Source organism: Paenibacillus sp. JL3B1040 (assembly GCF_057063165.1).
In genome coordinates, this window is the sequence record NZ_CM169317.1 from 5,136,306 (window position 1) to 5,154,507 (window position 18,202).

The window sequence follows — 18,202 nt, forward strand, 5'->3', positions numbered from 1 at the left end:
TCAATAACTTCGTTATCCAAAGAGTTTATCATTTTATCTACTGTCTCTCGTTCATGGACTCAATTACATATTCATCCAAAAATTCAGATATCATATACCCCAATTTATCCTTTATAAAAATACATATTTTGTAATTCCCTGACTCATTTGGGGACCAATCAAAATAGTTGTTTGAGCTATACCATTTAGTTAAGATTCTTGTTTCTCCTTTATAAACATACCAAGCATAATTTAAGTCATTCCCTGAAGCCTCTGCATTAAATCTAATTTGAGTACCACAAGGCTGAGGACTTGACTTACTCATGGTAACTTTTTTTAAAACCGGGAGAACATCTTCAGCGCTCAACTTATCGTGAAGAGGTTTTCCCGATGATACTGAACCACACAACCTTAATGACGTTCTCCATTCAAAAGTTTGGTTTTCTTGTGGAATAGTTTTAATTGGTATACTAGCTTTGGTTGAAACTCCCGATATTGACAGCAAAGACCTTTCTAATAAAACATCAACTTGTCTTGCAGAATTACAACTCAATTGGTATTGGTTTCCTGAATAATAGAGATTTATCGTATTTGCTGATTTTTCCAAAACTCGCAATCCATTTATTCCATCAAAATAAATTAGAGGAACAATGTGTGTACAAGAAACAAAGTTACGCTTAGGAGTTATCTTATATTTCCATTCAATTTCATCCCCCAAAATTATTGTGGATTTTACACAGATCAAATTTTTGTCCTCATAATGGAATTGTATACCGTTTTCTAACATAACTGTTTCTGCATTTTGTGTGGAATCAGGAATAACTAAACTTCCTTCTGAATCCTTAAATAAAAATCCTTCCCATATACCGTCTAAAAATAATCGATTTTCAATTTCTGAATTTATATCTAGTTTTGATTCAGCTATAGGAACCGGATGCTCACTAAATCTATAATGGAATCCAGTCATTGCCGGCATATATCTTCCTTGATGCATACGTAACGCGAATCCTCCAAAGTTTTTATCTTTTCGAATAAATGCATAACCACTATCAAAATCAATAAAATTGGTGTTTTCAAAGAACATATCTACAAGTTGCTGATCTCTAAGATGTAAATTTTTCGATATAATTATATCCGCTATGACTAATCCAGTCATAGCTAAATTATTGTACATATTCACATGTGTATATGCCTCATATCCTGTCCTTAGCTCATGAGGCAAATGATTTGGTGTACAACTATAACTTCCATCCTCCTTTTTAAACTTTGACCAGTATTTTAATATTTTTATTAAGAATTCTTCATCTTTTATTCCCGCATAGCAACATAGTGTTGTCATAACACCAAAAGTGAATACCTGATAACTACTTCTTTCAGCCATAGCAAAAGAACCATCAGATGACACTGTGTTACTAAACCAGGATAGTCCTTGTTTGATTATTTCGGTAATCATGTTTTTTTGCTTAACGGGTATCCCGTTCACATTATCTATAGCAGAAATAACACTAATAAGAATAAACAATATGAAACTATGATATACAATCGGCATACCGTCCTCACTAATACCATTAAAGTTCACCGAATCGTTAATAAAGCCTTTTTTATTTTGTGATTTTAAAATGAGCTTTATTAAATGCTCCATGTAACTTGTATTAACTGAACGTATACCTAACTCCCGAATCAGTAATTCTGTCCCATATTGTAAAGCAACACAATTAGTATTAATTTGTTTACAATCATCCTCATATGTTGCATAAAACTCCTTGAAATCTAGCAAAAACCTTTCCTTTTCCTTTTTTGGAAGCAAAGATATTGCCATTAAACTATAATGAATTAAAAAAACTCTACAGAATGAACTAACAGTTTTTTTATTATTCAATAATACAACCGATCTTGAAATCATATCATGACATTTGGCTAGTAAATTGGGATCATTATTAAATTTATAAACACTTGCATATATTACAGCTGCATTTGCGGGGGCATAATTCTCGCTATAAATCGTTTCATATGGATCAATCATTTTATTATTTAGATCCTTAAATATCCAGGAATTTAAGACTGGGATGAAATCTAAAAGCTCATTTCTAATTTTAGATTGAAAGAAGGACGATCCTTGTAACATTTATATTCCTCCAAATACTTTCCCTAAACAGCCGAAACAGGAAAAACAAGACTTTGTCGTTTGCAAACATCAATCGAACGTCACCTGCATCGAGAATCGAATCATTGCACTCTAAAACCGAGGGAGTAAGTTCCCGTGAAATTCAAGATCGTACATCAGCAATACGGTATCGGCGTCTCACCCACGATTATCTCCAACATAACCAATAAGATCAAAGAATGGCAGAATCGTCCGCTGCAGACCATTTAGGTCGTCGTATTCCTTGATGCCATTCACTTCTAAGTGAAGCAGGATGTTGCCATCATGAACAAAGCTGTCATTGGCGTTGATCTGGATAGCAACAAGGATGTGCTAGGTAAGTGGATTGGCGAGAACGAGTTAGTTTACGAACCCAGAACGCGATTTTGTACTTCACATAAGATGTAGCCTCTCTATCCTTTTGCATTAAAGACGGATATATTCCATTATTAATCATAATCGGCCCCCTAGTTACATATTCATATAACCATTCATTACCTTGCTCTTCAAATAACTCGATAAGGTAATAATTCAATCAGCGCGTTTGAATAGACAAACCTCCAGAGCCTTCAATAGATTTATAACAGTCATCGCCGAATAAAATCCTAGAAAGTCGTCCCTGCAATTATATATTACAATCTTATCTTGAGCCAATAAATCTAAAAACAAGGGAGAAGCAACCTTATACTTGATATTCATGCAAAGATTCTCTACTAAACGTTTCATTAACCGCTTCAAGACTCTAAGTCCTTGCACCGTCCAGACAATGGAAGCTTTATGAACGTAAAGTCCTTTGTATCAGAGAACTTTTTCTCGAATTTTGATTCTCACTTGCGTGATTTTTATCAATACAAAATAAGTCTACTGAATAGTACCTTGTTAGCTCTTCATATAAAAAATGGGGGCGCTGCTTAATCCAATCCTAGTCCGCATGGCCATTTTTGACTTGGTCGGCAAGCGATCCCCCCCTTGACTTTAACTGGTTCTTCAACTTTTCGTGATTCTCATTTAACAAACGATATCATGCAGATATGCACCCGAGATAGCAGTCGTTCGTGAACGAATTATGCCGCCGTTTGCAATTGAGTTCCCCCGTGGGGGCCGATTACTTTGCTGTAGTCATATTTCTTCTGCTTTCGGCCTAGTTCAAACAAGACGAGGATTCTTTCATACGATCGTAATCATTCACTGCTTCTTCTTCAGTGGGTTATCACGAAGCTTCGTAAAATACAGGTGCAGAGCGCGGAACTCCGGGTTCTTGGCAGCCATCGTCAGTGCCGCTCGGAACAATAAGGCCCAAAAGCAATTGCGACATCTTTGCTGATGATCGTCTCCCCTTTGTGGAGCCTAGAGCTGTTTTCCTGCAAAGGCTGAGCCCTGGCATGACTAACAATTTGCTGGCTATGATCGTAGACGCTCAAGTCTTCGACTTCCACCAAGAAACCTGAAACAGTGATAAGACCGATACATGGAATGCTCACTATGTGGAAAGCGCCCGGAATCTACTCAACCACCAAGGCCGCCACATGCTCCATCAGTTGTTCGATCTGCCTACACGCATGGCGTACTGCTCCAAATACATGGCTAGCACATGCTTGGCTGCCGCAAGGCCCCGTGAGGCCGATGGACTTTTGGGCTTTCCGGTAGAGCTGTCCTACTCTCTTGGGGCCTACAACTCGTTTCAAGTCGTTCTTCTTTCAGGTTGTCACGACTGTTGCTTCGCCAACGCGACGACGTCTTGTGGCAGCGGAAAGTACCTGAGCGTATGAAACGAGTCCTTGCCTTCCCAGTCTTTAAACCCTTACGTATATTCGGGAAAGAAGCGATCCAGCCAATTGTGGATTCTTCCTTTCATGCGGTTCAAATCCCCGAACAGACGATTTCGCTGGTTCATCAGTACACGACAGGTCGCGTGAACCCTTCCAGCAAACTGAGGTAGTGTATAGCTCCATCGATGACGAGCTTGGGAAGACTTTCGCATCTTTGATATCGTTCTTGATCGGCGAGTTCTTTGCTGTTCTTAATGTGATGAGGGTTCACCAGAACGACTTTGATACCACGCTCATTAATTAAAAATATCGAATTGATCATTAAGTGAACTCATTTTAGCATACATTGCATTCATGAAACCCTGGTTATTTAAATTGTTCTCAATACTTTCTAACATTGTTGCATCAAACCACATTTCCAATTCACCAGTTGTATCTCTAAGCTTTTCGAAGTTGCTGAATAGCTTAGATTTAATTATTAGGTTGCTGTGCTTCCAGCTGTTATAGAAATCAGCATTCATTTTACTTCTATTAGACATGATCAATTCTTTATTTCTCTCATCGATTTCTTTCCAATCATCCAAGTTAGAGTTAATTTTAATTCCCTCATCTCTACCAATTAATTTAGGTAAATAACTATTTGATTCAAAGGGGACTGAATCATAATCAAACCTAACGAGAGTTGGTTTTAAAGCATGAGTCATATCCAACATTAGATTATTTTTGTTTTTTTCATCCAGCGTTAGTTGTTTAGAAGCTGTAAACAAAGATCTAGACATTAACGGAAACCACATCGGGCTATCGTGGAAATATTCAAAAGCTCTCAAACCAAAGTGGTATCTATTTCTAAAGTATAGATAGTGATTATCAAGCTTGTGTACCGGAGACTCTCCAGGTACTTTGTTAAGGCTATCTATTATCAATTCTATCAGTTTATTTTTTACCTCTTCATCTTGTTTGCCGAATCTATGAAAGGAATTTACCAATAAAAAGACCATATCTGGTAAGCTTTTAGCGTCCTTGACTTTTGCGCTGTAAATCTTATGCCAAAATGTTCTATACAATTCACCGCATCCGCCAGACATTCTAACTTGAGAAGTGTTTGTTCCTTGTGGAGACCATGCAGAAAGACCCATACGGTAATAAGTCCCCATAAAATAACTTCTCCAAATATGAAGATTTTCTTCAATGGTAAGAGGTAGTTGAGCCCTTCCAGGATCTTGATAATATTTCAAGCCGTAATAATCTTTAATTCCTGCTGCAATGTTTAAATCTGATGAACCAGGAACGTCCTTTGTATAGATTTCAAAAATGTTTTCAGCTCCTGGAATATTTAATGCAGCCGCCAATACAACTCTGCTATCAAATCCGCCCGACAAATCAATAACATATTTATTAAACTTACCTGAGTCTAGGACAGCTCTCACATTATTGATTAATTCTTGTCGCGAATGATCAATCAACTCTTTTTTACACAAGCCGTTGAAGCCGTTTGATATTTCCCTTTTTGATACGACCTTCCAACCATCTTCGTCAATAATCATTTCTTTATCAAAAGAAAGCTGGAAAGTACCTTTGATGTCCATTTCTTCAGAAATATTTTGACCCAAAAATGTTGTATTCGAGTATAGACTTGCAATTACCTTTGTTGTATCAAGCTTCCCTTTAAAACCGATCCAAGACAAAAAGAGTAAAAGGAGGTGATAGCGATTCGATATAACAAAGCAATCATCAAGGATCGCATAAAATGAAATTCCACATCCAAAAACATCCTGAGATACCACAACCCTATTTCTCTCAATGTTTATAGATGTGAAAATTCCAGTGCTATGTCTTAATTTTTCATTATTGCAATCTTGCAAATCATCTTGTCCAAAAATAAACTTCCCATTGTATTGAGCCACACCAGAAATAAAACAGTCTTCCCAAGAATCGTCAGAAGCATAAGTTGTAGCGAGTATACAATTGGTTTCACCCATTTGATAGTGCCTCGTATTTTTAATCCCTGCCTGTCCTAATTTCGACTTGGCAAGATCAAAGTCACGGTTATTTTTATCGCCATTTTTATAACTGCACAATATAAAATCATTAAATGGATAAGGTGCATTCCAGAACTTTAACATAGCTTCTCCTTTGGATGATTTTCTGGAATACATTATACTCGAAAATCACCGTATTGTCTTGCAATGCATGGATTCTCTCTACAATGGAACTATTGGCGGCAAGCGGTCGAACTGAACTACATCGACAGCATTTCTCATGAAAGCGTCAGGCAGGTATTATAAAACGAACTCAAACCTCACCTTCGTAGATGCTGGTGTATTCCTCCTGAGCAAAATGCAGCCTTTGTCACCGCCATGTAGGACGTGCTGGATGTGTACCAACTGCCCTACGAGACTGAATGCCTGTGATTTGTATGGATGAAAAACCGTATCAACTGCTCGAAAAAAACGAGTACCGTTACCGATGAAACTGGCCAACGCCCTTGTAATAAAACAGCGAGTACGTCCGTCAAGGAACCTGCAGCATTATCGTCTTCACGGAACCTTTAGCAGGCTGGTGTCATGTCGCGGTATGGCAGCAGAGGACCCGGCTGGACTGGGCTGAGCAAGTCCGCGAGTTGTTGGAGGTTCATTATCCGGATGCTCCGAAAATCAAATTGGTGATGGGCAATTTGAACACTCACTCGAATCGCTTCGCTTTACCCAGCTTTCGAGCCTGAAACGGCCACCGCCTTGCGAAACGTTTGGAGATTCATTACACTCCTAAGCATGGAAGTTGGCTGAACATCGCCGAGATTGAACTCAGTGTGATGAGGAGTCAGAATTTGGGAAGGCGAGTCCCTTCCATTTTCCAATTAGCTCAGGAACTGTCGGTATGGAAACGTGCCCGCAACCATAGCCAAAAGGCGTAGACTGGCAGTTCACGACGGACGAAGCAAGAATCAAATTAAAGCGTCTTTACCGGTTTAAGAGTTGAAGGTGTACAAGTGTTTAGTCCTCTTTGGCTCTTTTTGATAAAAACGGAAGTTGCTCTATCCTTTTAACTAATAAAGCAAAACTAGAGGAACACAAGATAATTATGCTAGGATTAATTTCAAACCTATACCTTGTTTGAATCTCTATAATAATATGAATAAAAACATAACCCAGAATAAATAACAATAAAAGAATATACGCATCATTTTGTGAATATCGAAGAACAAATTTATTTATAGAAATTAATCCAACTAGAATAATAGAAACAAACATTATTCTTTCATATTTTTGTAAATAATTCTTTAATTTGTACTTATCTAGATCCCCAACACTCCAAAATATTGAACTGTCTAAATCTCCCCACATTAAAGCAAATTTATTCTTAAATAAATGAATTAATTCTTTCTTATCTACTAATCGTTCTCTTATGATTTCTTTCTCTAATGACTCTCTTTCGTCTAATGGTAAGGACTGAACAAGTTTTGCATCGTCAGTAGAAAACTTCCCCGTTGTTTCAACATTTAATCCTGTTACAAATTTCCACAGAGGATCTCTGTTTTTTAGAGTATGGTCAGTAACACCACTAAAAATAAGAGAATAACTAAATACAAAGAAAAACAAATAGTATGACGCGATAATAACAGAAACAACTCTCGTCGTTTTAATTTTGTCCGATTTATTCTTACCTAAAAATTTGCATAAGAATAAATAGATAATAACGGCTATTAACACTATACTTCCCATAGGACGCATGATGTTCCCAATAGAGATCATTATCCCCACAATCGAAGCAAATTTAAAACCTTCTTTATATCTACTTACAATTAAATAGAAAGCTGCAGTAAAAAAAAAGGTAGATATATATTGATTAGTTAAGACTGAGGACAAAAATATGCTAGGGATATTGATTGAGTACAGGATTCCTGCAATTCTCCCAGCCGTCTCCCCAAACAGTTTAGTTGAAATAAAATATACTAGCAAACAAGTTCCTACGCTGAATAGGACATTCAGGAACTTTAAAACAAATATCCCATTTCCAAATAACTTAATTATTAATCCTTCATACATTGTGAAGCCAAGCTGGTATACCCATGTTGTGAAGTATCTCGATTGGGCAAAATCGAAAACTCCATTACTTGCTTGTAATGCACCTTCATATAGCAACTTAAAATCAGAAACTGGTTGTGTGGGAATGGTTGCTATCCAAATAAAACGAATAGAAAAAGATAGGGCAATTAGTAGCGTTATATATTCTTTTGTGGAAAAGTACCTATTTAATATAATTGATAAAACCAAAACCCCTACTATAAATACAGGTATTAAAAAAAGAACCTCCGTTAGTCCATACACTTTTTTAGTTGCCATAAATGAAGCAAGAAACATAAACAAAAACAACAAAAAAAGCAAAGACAACAATGTTTTTAATAATCCTGCCTTTACCGATAATGTTCTTAAATTTCCGATCATTAAGTTCGCCCTTTCTAAAACTAGCTGTTCTTCATTTCCTTTTTTAAACGTCTAAAATCTTTTATTGCTTGCCACCCTATCTTACTTATTTTCCCAAAATTAATAGAATTCACTCCACCTTGTCTTGGTCTAAATGTAATTGGAATAAACTTTATTTCTTCTTTTCCATTCACCAATTGCACTGAAAGCATCACATTGGATAAATTAAAATCCGTCGGAATATATTTGATGTATTTTTGTAAAACTTGATTTGAAAATAGACGAAAAGGTGTATTAGCATCAGGTATTTTCAGGCCGAAAATGAATAGAAGAACTAATTTGAGCACTTTAGTTACAAAAACCCGAGAATATCCATCTTGACGATTCTTCCGATATCCAATCACCGCTTCATATTGATCCCTAATCTTCCAAAACTGTTCAAATTCCGATGGTATTGTTTGACCATCGGAATCTGTTTGAAAAATATAGTTTGCATTTTTTCCCAAAGCGTAATTGTATCCAAATAGAACTGTTGCGCCATGTCCGCTATTCTTTTTCGTAATTGGTTCCAGTTGAGGCAATTCTTCCTTTAATTCGCAGAGTTTCTGGTAGGTGTTATCTTTTGAACCATCATCGATAATAACTAATTTGGAATCTTGACTTATATTTGAAACAATTGAATGCCACTCTCTCGCAACTGGTTCAATATTCATTTCTTCATTATATGCTGGAATTACAATATATAGATTGTCAGTCATTCACATATTCCTTTCAATGGATTTTCCCATATGTTATCAATTTGTTTAAAGCAAACTGCAAAATTGCCACTATGAAAACCGAAAAAATCTTAACAGCAAAATCATTTATAACCATGACATGTATGCCCAAAAATAGGATAAAAGTTGATATTGAAAGACCAATGTACCCAACGGCAAAAAAGCTGATTGCCCTTCTTCCTAACTTACTCGATAATTTAAAGTTAAAAAAAGTATTTAGAAAAAAACTTAAAGTAATTCCGATGTTGACACTTATAAAATTAGCTGCCAGTTCATTTAAAGAAAATAGACGAGTTAGTAAAAAATACAAGCTGCTGTCAGATAACGCTGATCCTGCACCAATTATACCATATAAAAACATTTGTCGAATGACTGTTTGCTTCTTATATGCCATCTCAAGTAAGCTTTGTTCCATTATCTTCTCCGTTCATTGAATCCCATTTTCAAAATATAAACCATTTACTTATTTATCATTGGCCAACTTTTCGAATAATGTTAATGCTTGGGCTACAACTTGATCCATATTATAATACTTATAAGTTCCAAGTCTCCCTAGAAACTCAACATTTTCTTCTTTATCAGCCAATTCTTTATATTTTTGGTATAGCACACTATTCTCGGGCCTTGGAATAGGATAATAAGGATCCCCAACCGCGGTCGGATACTCTTTAACAACCGTTGTTTTTTTATGTATTTGTCCAGTTAGGTGTTTCATTTCGCTGATTCTAGTGAAATCATAATTATTAGGGTAATTAATAGTACCGACTTCTTGCACAAATTCTTGGTCGATAGTATCGAATTCGAATTTCAGAGATCTATAGGGAAGTGCGCCAAAACATTGATCGAAGTACTTATCAACAGGTCCGGTATATATTAACTTTTTGAAGGGTACCATATTTTTAATCTCTCGGTAATCGGTTTGTAAGAGTACCGAGATATTCTGATGATCCAGCATATTCTCAAACATCCGCGTATAACCATGTTTAGGCATTGCTTGATAAGTATCATTAAAATACCTATCGTCTGAATTAGTTCTAATTGGAATTCTTGCACACACCGAAGGATCAAGGTCGTCCGGTAAAACACCCCATTGCTTTTTGGTGTACCCTTTAAAAAACTTTTCGTATAATTCTGTACCAATTTTTGATTCAATAATATCTTTAGAATTTTTTATATTATCAATCTTAACACTTCTTGAAATTAAGAATTCCTCTACTTCATCATTTGATAACGAAAGACCGAAGAGTTTATTTATAGTAGATAGATTTATTGGCATCGGTACTAGTTGTCCATCTACACTTGCTAAAACCTTATGTTCATATAGCCGCCATTCAGTAAATTGACTTAAATAATCAAAAACTTTTTTACTGTTGGTATGAAAGATATGGGGGCCATATTTATGAACCAATATCCCCTCATTGTCATAATAATCAAAGGCGTTCCCCGCTATATGGTTCCTTTGGTCAACAACTAGTATTTTTTTATTAGATTGACTTGCCAGTCTTTCCGCGATTACACTCCCTGCAAAACCAGCACCGACTATTAGATAATCAAACATGTTAGCCCCTCCTGCTTATAATCACTGATAGCGATGGAATCCACTAATTGTATAAGAACCCGGACTTGATTAACTCAATCTCCCTGAAAATTGTCTTCTCAAGTCCACTTTGTCCTCTAACTCGCTTTGCTGCCTCGTGAGATAATTTCTGAAACAACTGTGAATTGTGAAACAATTCAATTATGCTGTTTGCAAGACCCTTGTAATCCTCGCTCTCAACCAATAAGCCACAACTTTCATCAACAAATTCCGAGATAGCAGCAACCCTGGTAGTTATTGGGACTAAGCCGGACGACATCGCCTCATCCCTCGATACCCCTTGAGTATCCATTCGGCTTGGGACTAGAAAGATTCCATATTGCTTATGAAGTTCAGCTATCTCAGACTGTCTAAGAAATTTCTCTTCTACTATAACATTCTTGAACTTCCGTAAAGGCTTAACTGTATCCTTAAATAAATTACCTTTACCAATTATTCTAAATTCAAGATCTTTAAAGAAACGTTCTTTTGACAATTGTAATATCGCAGAAACTGTTAGATCATTAGCATAAGTCCTATCTGCAAACGGTCTAATAGAAAGGATCTTTTTTCTCATTTCCACAGTTTTGGGGGAGTAGGAGAACAAATCATTATTAATATAATTATGGATTATACTATACATATGTTTAGGCAGTTCAACTCCAAGATCTTCGAACACACTTTCCGCAAAATATTTAGATACGAACACAAAGTGAAAATGGTATTCTCCATCCTCTATGCCTAAATTAATTATATTCTTCCAAAATGCCAATTTCTTTTCGGAAAGTTGTTGAGCAAGCTTGATTTCCTGTTCAGAAGTATAATTATATTTTCTTCTTTCCCACGATTGAGCTTCTGCACCATGAACCCATACAATTATTTTCTTTCCTTTGGTAATATTCTTAATTCCATCCCAGATCGACTCAGACAAAAAGTGAATAAGGATAGTATCGTATCGACCATTTAAAATGGCATTGCTGACTTCCTCGTAATAACCTGTCGTAATATTGATGTTATTGAATTCAGAATACCCTTTAGGGTACTTATCCGACAGCTTGAAAACATCTACAATTGTCCCCTGGTTCTTGTATTCATTTACACGACTATGGACGAATGCATATCTGTACAAATCTTCATAATCCGGATAATTATCCGCAACAAGAAGGACATTCGACTTGCTCAAGAAACATCCGTTGTCCAAATCGATGTTCCCAACCAAAATACTTTTAATTTTGCAATGTCCTTTACCGGCAAATCTGATGCCCAACTTAATATACTTCACTTCTGACGCAAGTTTGATCTGTATTTTTCGGGAACTTGGTTTTACCATGCTATCGATTTTCTTCTCGTTTCGGTCAAGGGTTACAATAACGATGTCAACACTGAATTTAGAAATAAAATCAACGTCCAAATAAACATCCAACTTGGATTCAAATCCCAAGTCGTCAATCCGATAATGCTTATTGAGGTAGAGATATTCATGGCCGTCATTCAAATTGGATTCCGCCAGAATACCGTCGCTTTGATTTTTAAGATTTACTTTGACAGATGTACTAATAATTTCATAAATCTCTCCCGAAGAAATATTAATGGATCTGGCGGATTGGTTCCCGGGTTTAATAGCTTCTGCCTTCTGGTATACTTCGTCCAGCGGAATACCTTGGTCGGCAAGTTTTAAATCATCGACTTCAGGGCAGGAATCGCCCGAAAAATTCTCACAATAGTTATATTCATCGATGGAGAACACTTGTCCGGAAACTACACTACGATTCTCAATCTCTTGTACATACCCCAGAATATTACCAACAGAAAAGTCGGCCAGTCGAATCATCGATCTGCGCAAAGCAAAAGAGGCCGCAGATTTATAAGCTTCTCCTCCCCTCACCTTGATTGCTTGGCCACTTTCAACTTTAAAATAAACTGCCTTTGTTAAGACAGGTGTTTCTGCATACTTCGTTCCAAGCATAAAATCAGAAATATAATGATTACCATAATAATCCTTTGCTGAAAAGAAGCAGATAAAATCAAAATCCGTCTGAAGCTGCCTTGCCATTTCATCAGTCAGATTATTCGTAATCTTCACATTTTCTTGATCAGTCCTAAGCTCTTGAAGCTCAGTAAAGATAAGCAATGACGTATTCTTGTACGATTGCCGCTGATATTGACGTAGAATATGATTAAATTCTTCCAAGTTCTGCACACGAGCTGTAATTGCAACACGCGAGGAACTCGTTAATAATTCATTTTCAAAAACGGTGTTCACAATATAATTCAAACGGTTGGTATAGGTATGTTCCATAAGCACTTTTCTAAGACCCAATAATCTGAATTTGTTGTAGTACTCTTCGTCAGAAAATTTAGAAATCTGATCGCTTAACTGCTTGCCGTCATCCGTACATATAACCAAATCACCCAGCAAGTTTCTTACAGCTCTTGAGAAATTGCTGACAGTTACAGTGTTGGATGCAAGCAACTCGAATACTCTGCGAGCACACATACTTTGTGATTGCTTCACAGAGTTCATATTTATATTGAACCGATATCCCTTATAAGCTTTATCTATCTCCTCCGGCTTTAAGTTACCCACAATATACTTCTTGTAGTGGCCCGGAAATGTGTAATTCGGATCATTCTTATAGAAATTCCTGTCGTATATGTCCAGTCCTTTAGTTGGCGTAATTGCTTCAATAAATGTCTCCAGATCGCGATTTCGGTCAGGATAGCGCTTGTAATAAGCACCGGCAAAACAGAACTTGTCTTCTCTTTCATACAGTTCGATTGGATTATGTTTCTTTAATTGTGCACCAAAAGGCATTAGATAAACACGGTTATGTTTCAACAGTGTTTTGTATTTCTTGATGCAATCGATATCTGTTGTAAATACAAAATCGGCATACTTTGCAGTGGCCAGGAACGTTTCAAAATGAATCGGATCTTCCTTGTTCCAGAATATCACAGGGATATTGCTCTTTTTGCAATAGCTTAAAACATCAATCAATTCATTGCTAAGATGCGGAACTTTTGTCTTCCAAAGTTCATCAATTCCGAGCCAAGCAGACTCCAAAAAGAATAGATCAGGCTGCAGCGATTCCATTTCGTGAAGCCAATTATGTGGAGTAACCTGCAACAACTGGCACTCAGGAGCAAATGAGTTATACGTAAACTCATCCATGATGCAGGCAATTTTCATGTCCAAAAGGCGATCAAATCTCCGTTGGAATTTGACGTTTCCTGCAAACAATACGCTTTCAGAAACAGCATCCTCAGGTTCCAGGTTCATCTCTCTTAATATCTCAGTTCTTCTCATTCTGATTTCATTCAGTTTTTCGTCAATATAACCAAGGCCCATTATTAAATCTCCTCAATTAAATTTATCAAAAGTCCTTAGGAATTCTCTTTCTAAATTTCCAATAATTCAAGGTGAGCCTTCCGAGTTTTGCATTGCTAAGCAAATTGTACTTCTTGGAAACGTTAGCATATTTGGCCTCCAACTGATTGTAGTCAAATAGCGATTCTTTATATTTCTTCAAGGTCTGCTCCTCACTATCAAACCTGCTGAGCAATTCCTTATTTTTACTTTCAAGTTTTTTCTCAAGTTCACTGATCACTTTCTCGAGTTCTCTGACTTTCTCGTGATCCTTACTATTGCTATGTCTTATGCTACTCTCTTCCGATTGAGCAATTGACACTTTCAACTTTTCATTCTCTTGAATAAGTTTTCCGTTATCTTTTTGAAGAGCCATCAACTTTTCTTTGCTTTCATTAAATCGGGCATTCAATTGTTCGATCTGTTTCAGCTTGGCATTCAAATCATCTACAGTAGATCTTTCAATAGTAAAGAATGCTTCTTCAAGTCTCCGGATCAAATCCCTTGAGAACTCGAAGCTGCTGGCAGGAGTTACATTCCGTCCAACTACACCAATCCACTTCCCAAAAAACTTGATTTCATTGATCTCAAAATAAGGCTCTAGCTCTTCAAGCAAATTGAGCATGTAATAGGTTTTCTTATGATCGAAATAATCATTAATTCCAAAAGGAACCGTGATCACGATAGTCCCGTTTTCCACCAAGAAGGATTTAACCTTTTCAAGCAGAGCGGCTGAAGAAGTAAAATGCTCCATCACCTCCGTCAGGATGACCGTGTCAAACTTAATGTCGCTCTCAAAATCGAACACACTGCTGATGAAATACCTTACATTTTTCTTAACTGAATCACTTTGACTTTCCAGAGTTTCGTTAGCGTAATGAATAACGCTTTCTTCAATATCAATGCCAACAGCTGTCTTTCCTTCTCTGGCAAGGATCAGTTCCGCAATACCTTGGGAACACCCGATATCAAGCACGTTTCTACCGGTTACTTTGGAGCATGTCCAATGGATGCGATCTCTGGTCTTACGTGAAAATTGATCTCCCATTCCTCCATAGTATGCTTCAGCAACCCTATCTAGCGGTTTCAATATACCCACTCCCAGTATTATCAAAATTGTTTAACGGCTGCCCGAGCACATAATGCTCAAATCCTGCCCTGCTCCACAGAGCATGGTCCACAACATTTCTTGTATCGAATACTATATTACCGCGGACTAAAGATTTGATTTCCACTGGATTAATCGTTCTGAATTCATTGTGATCAGTTAGAATAAGGATAGCATCTGCGTTCTTGGCTGCCTCAGCAAGCGTTTCTTTACGGCCTTCGATTTCATCTTTAACATGCGGATCAAAGATTTGCAAAGTGTACTGGCCACGTAGAAGTTTAATAACCTCAACTGCTGGGCTTTCTCTCATATCGTCAATATTTCCTTTAAATGCCAAGCCTAGTACCGCAATTGTCTTGTTGCTGTGCTCGCTTGAGGTCAGCAGTTCTTTCATTTTGTTCACAACGAACTCAGGCATGCCATCATTTGTTGTTCTTGATATGTGAACCAGATTAGCCAATGACGGTGCGGATTCATAAATAAACCATGGATCTACCGCAATACAGTGACCACCTACCCCCGGACCTGGCTTGTGAATATTGACACGAGGATGGCAATTGGCCAGTTCAATCGCTTCCCATACATTAAATCCGACATATTCTGCAATTTTCGCCATTTCATTTGCAAACGCAATATTAACGTCCCGGTAAGTGTTCTCCATTAATTTGACCATTTCTGCGGTTGTGGCATCGGTTAAGTGAATGTTCCCTTTAACGAATCTACGATACAACTCTGCTGTCCGCTCTGACGATTCTTGGTTAATTCCGCCGACAATACGATCGTTTTCCACCAGTTCTTCGAGTAAACGACCAGGAAGCACCCTTTCCGGAGAATGGGAAACGAACAAATCTCTATTTATATTAAGCCCGGTTTCTTTCAATATAGGGAGTACAACATCCTCAATTGTCCGTGGAGGAACCGTTGATTCTAGGATCACCAGGTCTCCTTTTTTGAGAAAAGGGATGATCGAATGGGTCGCGTCGATTACATAATCAACGTTTGCACTTTTATCCGAATTAATCGGAGTAGGTACGGATATGATAAACGCATCTGCTTGCTCGGGAGAGATCCCAAAACTGAGATTTTGCGATTCAATCACTTCATCCAGCATTTCTTGAAGCCCTGGCTCTTCAATATGAATATGGCCGCCGGCAAGTTTTACAACAATATTAGGATTTATATCAACACCATGCACATCAACACCATGTTTTGCAAACATAACGGCTGTAGGCAGGCCAATATAGCCCAAACCAATGACACATAATTTCAAATGCCACATCTCCTTTTTCAAATCGGACAACCTCCCTGTCGGGAGGCCGTTGTGAGATTATTCTACATAATAATGCATTATACCATGAATAGAGACTAAGATTTCACCCTATTTTTGGTGACTTTGGTTCCAAGTCACGCTACCCTCATTCATTGTGTAAGCTGATTCTTTTATGTTAACATACTTGTGGTTATGTATCGGTTGCTTTAGGCAAAAGGAGATCTACTAATGCGAACTTATTTTATGAATTTCTACAAGTATAAAGACCTGATGTTTGAACTTGTCAGAAAAGATATTAAGCTTAAATACAGAAACTCGGTTCTGGGTCTTTTGTGGAGTATTTTGAACCCGCTTCTGTTTATGCTTGTTTTGACTGTCATATTTTCAGAGTTGTTCTCTTCCACAATAGAACACTTTGCAATTTATGTGCTTACAGGGCGTCTTATATATGCTTGTTTCTCCGAAACAACAAATTTCGCCATGCAGTCCGTTGTATCCAATGCTTCTTTAATAAAAAAAATATATGTTCCAAAATACTATTTCCCATTGTCTAGGATCTGTTCATCATTTGTGAATTCTTTATTAGCCATGATTTCCATTATACCTGTCATGCTGATGAGCGGCTTGCGTTTCTCCTGGGTGAATCTGACGATTGTTTTCCCTCTTCTTTATTTATTTCTTTTTAGTATTGGGATTGGTCTTATTATTTCAACAATTTACGTGTTTTTTAGAGATTTGCAGCATATCTACTCTTTGGCACTGGTCATTGTGATGTACACATCCGCCATATTTTATCCGGTGGATATTATACCTGAACGCATTATGCCGATCATCCAGTTGAACCCAATTTTCCTGATTATAAATATGTTTAGGGAAGCTCTTATTTATCAATCGGCTGCTCCACTTAGCACGCATCTGTTTTGCCTAGGTTATGCCTTGATCTTAATATGTATTGGGCTCATTATTTTTCACAAAAAACAGGACAAGTTTATTTTTTATCTGTAAGTTCGAACTGGAGTTGAAATCATGAAGGATGTAGCTGTAAAAATAGATCATATCTCTATGAAATACAAGCTAATGAGCGGGAAAGTCAACTCGTTAAAGCAGGTTTTTATTAATGCTCTGACTCGTAAAATCACATACGAAGAATTTTCCGCTCTGGAAGATGTCAGTTTCGAGATTCAAAAAGGCGAGGTTTTCGGGGTTGTCGGATTAAACGGAGCGGGAAAAAGCACCTTACTGAAAATTGTAGCAGGCATTCTGAAACCAACTTCAGGAACCGTTGAAAGATACGGCTCCATCGTTCCGCTGATTGAACTTGGCGGGGGATTTAATGCCGAGCTTACCGGAATTGAAAATATTTATTTGAACGGCATGCTACTCGGTTATTCCAAGAAATTTATTAAAGAAAAGATGGATGAAATTATCGAGTTTTCTGAACTCGGCAAGTTTATAAATACGCCTATTAAAAACTACTCATCCGGCATGAAGGCACGGCTTGGGTTCTCAATCGCTACTCTCGTAAAACCGGATATTCTGATTGTGGATGAGGTGCTTGCTGTCGGAGACCACAAATTCAAGGAGAAATCCGAAGCCAAGATGAAATCATTGATGGGCTCGGGAACTACAGTATTATTCGTATCCCATTCCATTGACCAGATGAAAAACATGTGCGATCGCGTACTCTGGCTTGAAAAGGGGAAAATGAAAGAAATAGGACCTGCAAAAGAGGTATGTGAACGGTATCAGGATAATTAGAATATAGAGGGCTGCCCCAGGTTCTGTTATTT

At 37.3% G+C, this 18,202-nt stretch carries 13 protein-coding genes and 1 pseudogene; 4 read left to right on the plus strand and 10 right to left on the minus strand.

Annotated features, from left to right (window positions below; translation table 11 throughout):
• Positions 1–37: 37 nt before the first annotated feature.
• The gene (locus ACZF99_RS23615) at positions 38–2,104 is read right to left on the minus strand and encodes a hypothetical protein (RefSeq protein WP_483607331.1); all 2,067 of its coding nucleotides are present in this window, start codon (positions 2,102–2,104) and stop codon (positions 38–40) included.
• A gap of 55 nt (positions 2,105–2,159) precedes the next feature.
• On the opposite strand from ACZF99_RS23615, the pseudogene ACZF99_RS23620 reads away from it, so the two are divergent.
• Positions 2,160–2,482, plus strand: a pseudogene (locus tag ACZF99_RS23620) (transposase); the annotation flags it as partial.
• A gap of 911 nt (positions 2,483–3,393) precedes the next feature.
• Here the strand turns inward: ACZF99_RS23620 and ACZF99_RS23625 are convergent.
• A complete protein-coding gene (locus ACZF99_RS23625) occupies positions 3,394–3,603 on the minus strand; it encodes a transposase (protein ID WP_483607332.1) in 210 nt (69 codons plus the stop codon).
• Between the two features lie 584 nt (positions 3,604–4,187).
• A complete protein-coding gene (locus ACZF99_RS23630) occupies positions 4,188–6,014 on the minus strand; it encodes a hypothetical protein (RefSeq protein WP_483607333.1) in 1,827 nt (608 codons plus the stop codon).
• Positions 6,015–6,637: 623 nt separating this feature from the next.
• Here ACZF99_RS23630 and ACZF99_RS23635 point away from each other — a divergent pair.
• Positions 6,638–6,805 carry a hypothetical protein gene (locus ACZF99_RS23635; RefSeq protein ID WP_483607334.1) on the plus strand — a complete coding sequence of 56 codons (168 nt, stop codon included), beginning with the start codon at positions 6,638–6,640 and terminating at the stop codon, positions 6,803–6,805.
• Between the two features lie 79 nt (positions 6,806–6,884).
• Here ACZF99_RS23635 and ACZF99_RS23640 read toward each other — a convergent pair whose 3' ends face one another.
• The 7 genes from ACZF99_RS23640 to ACZF99_RS23670 are packed head-to-tail and all read right to left on the minus strand — an operon-like array spanning position 6,885 to position 16,421.
• Positions 6,885–8,336: an ArnT family glycosyltransferase gene (locus tag ACZF99_RS23640; protein ID WP_483607335.1), complete on the minus strand. Its 1,452-nt coding sequence runs from the start codon at positions 8,334–8,336 to the stop codon at positions 6,885–6,887.
• Between the two features lie 20 nt (positions 8,337–8,356).
• Positions 8,357–9,073 carry a glycosyltransferase family 2 protein gene (locus ACZF99_RS23645; protein ID WP_483607336.1) on the minus strand — a complete coding sequence of 239 codons (717 nt, stop codon included), beginning with the start codon at positions 9,071–9,073 and terminating at the stop codon, positions 8,357–8,359.
• Positions 9,074–9,086: 13 nt separating this feature from the next.
• Positions 9,087–9,506 carry a GtrA family protein gene (locus tag ACZF99_RS23650; RefSeq protein WP_483607337.1) on the minus strand — a complete coding sequence of 140 codons (420 nt, stop codon included), beginning with the start codon at positions 9,504–9,506 and terminating at the stop codon, positions 9,087–9,089.
• A gap of 48 nt (positions 9,507–9,554) precedes the next feature.
• Positions 9,555–10,649 carry a UDP-galactopyranose mutase gene (glf, locus tag ACZF99_RS23655; protein WP_483607338.1) on the minus strand — a complete coding sequence of 365 codons (1,095 nt, stop codon included), beginning with the start codon at positions 10,647–10,649 and terminating at the stop codon, positions 9,555–9,557.
• 43 nt (positions 10,650–10,692) lie between these two features.
• Complete coding sequence (locus ACZF99_RS23660; protein WP_483607339.1) at positions 10,693–14,016, minus strand: glycosyltransferase; 3,324 nt, start codon at positions 14,014–14,016, stop codon at positions 10,693–10,695.
• A 25-nt stretch (positions 14,017–14,041) separates the two neighbouring features.
• Positions 14,042–15,124, minus strand: a complete 1,083-nt coding sequence (locus ACZF99_RS23665) for a class I SAM-dependent methyltransferase (RefSeq protein ID WP_483607340.1) — start codon at positions 15,122–15,124, stop codon at positions 14,042–14,044.
• Positions 15,108–16,421 (minus strand): nucleotide sugar dehydrogenase, encoded by a 1,314-nt coding sequence (locus ACZF99_RS23670; protein WP_483612928.1) that lies wholly within the window; start codon positions 16,419–16,421, stop codon positions 15,108–15,110. Before ACZF99_RS23670 ends, ACZF99_RS23665 begins: the two co-directional genes overlap by 17 nt.
• Before the next feature lie 219 nt (positions 16,422–16,640).
• On the opposite strand from ACZF99_RS23670, the gene ACZF99_RS23675 reads away from it, so the two are divergent.
• The gene (locus ACZF99_RS23675) at positions 16,641–17,417 is read left to right on the plus strand and encodes an ABC transporter permease (RefSeq protein ID WP_483607341.1); all 777 of its coding nucleotides are present in this window, start codon (positions 16,641–16,643) and stop codon (positions 17,415–17,417) included.
• A gap of 21 nt (positions 17,418–17,438) precedes the next feature.
• Positions 17,439–18,170, plus strand: coding sequence for an ABC transporter ATP-binding protein (locus tag ACZF99_RS23680; protein WP_483607342.1), 732 nt, complete (start codon positions 17,439–17,441; stop codon positions 18,168–18,170).
• Positions 18,171–18,202 lie beyond the last annotated feature (32 nt).

Coding starts and splice junctions, on each gene's coding strand:
- ACZF99_RS23615 (WP_483607331.1), bottom strand. CDS start 2,104: ATGTTACAAGGATCGTCCTTCTTTCAATCTAAAATTAGAAATGAGCTT.
- ACZF99_RS23630 (WP_483607333.1), bottom strand. CDS start 6,014: ATGTTAAAGTTCTGGAATGCACCTTATCCATTTAATGATTTTATATTG.
- ACZF99_RS23640 (WP_483607335.1), bottom strand. CDS start 8,336: ATGATCGGAAATTTAAGAACATTATCGGTAAAGGCAGGATTATTAAAA.
- ACZF99_RS23645 (WP_483607336.1), bottom strand. CDS start 9,073: ATGACTGACAATCTATATATTGTAATTCCAGCATATAATGAAGAAATG.
- ACZF99_RS23650 (WP_483607337.1), bottom strand. CDS start 9,506: ATGGAACAAAGCTTACTTGAGATGGCATATAAGAAGCAAACAGTCATT.
- glf (WP_483607338.1), bottom strand. CDS start 10,649: ATGTTTGATTATCTAATAGTCGGTGCTGGTTTTGCAGGGAGTGTAATC.
- ACZF99_RS23660 (WP_483607339.1), bottom strand. CDS start 14,016: ATGGGCCTTGGTTATATTGACGAAAAACTGAATGAAATCAGAATGAGA.
- ACZF99_RS23670 (WP_483612928.1), bottom strand. CDS start 16,421: ATGTGGCATTTGAAATTATGTGTCATTGGTTTGGGCTATATTGGCCTG.
- ACZF99_RS23675 (WP_483607341.1), top strand. CDS start 16,641: ATGCGAACTTATTTTATGAATTTCTACAAGTATAAAGACCTGATGTTT.
- ACZF99_RS23680 (WP_483607342.1), top strand. CDS start 17,439: ATGAAGGATGTAGCTGTAAAAATAGATCATATCTCTATGAAATACAAG.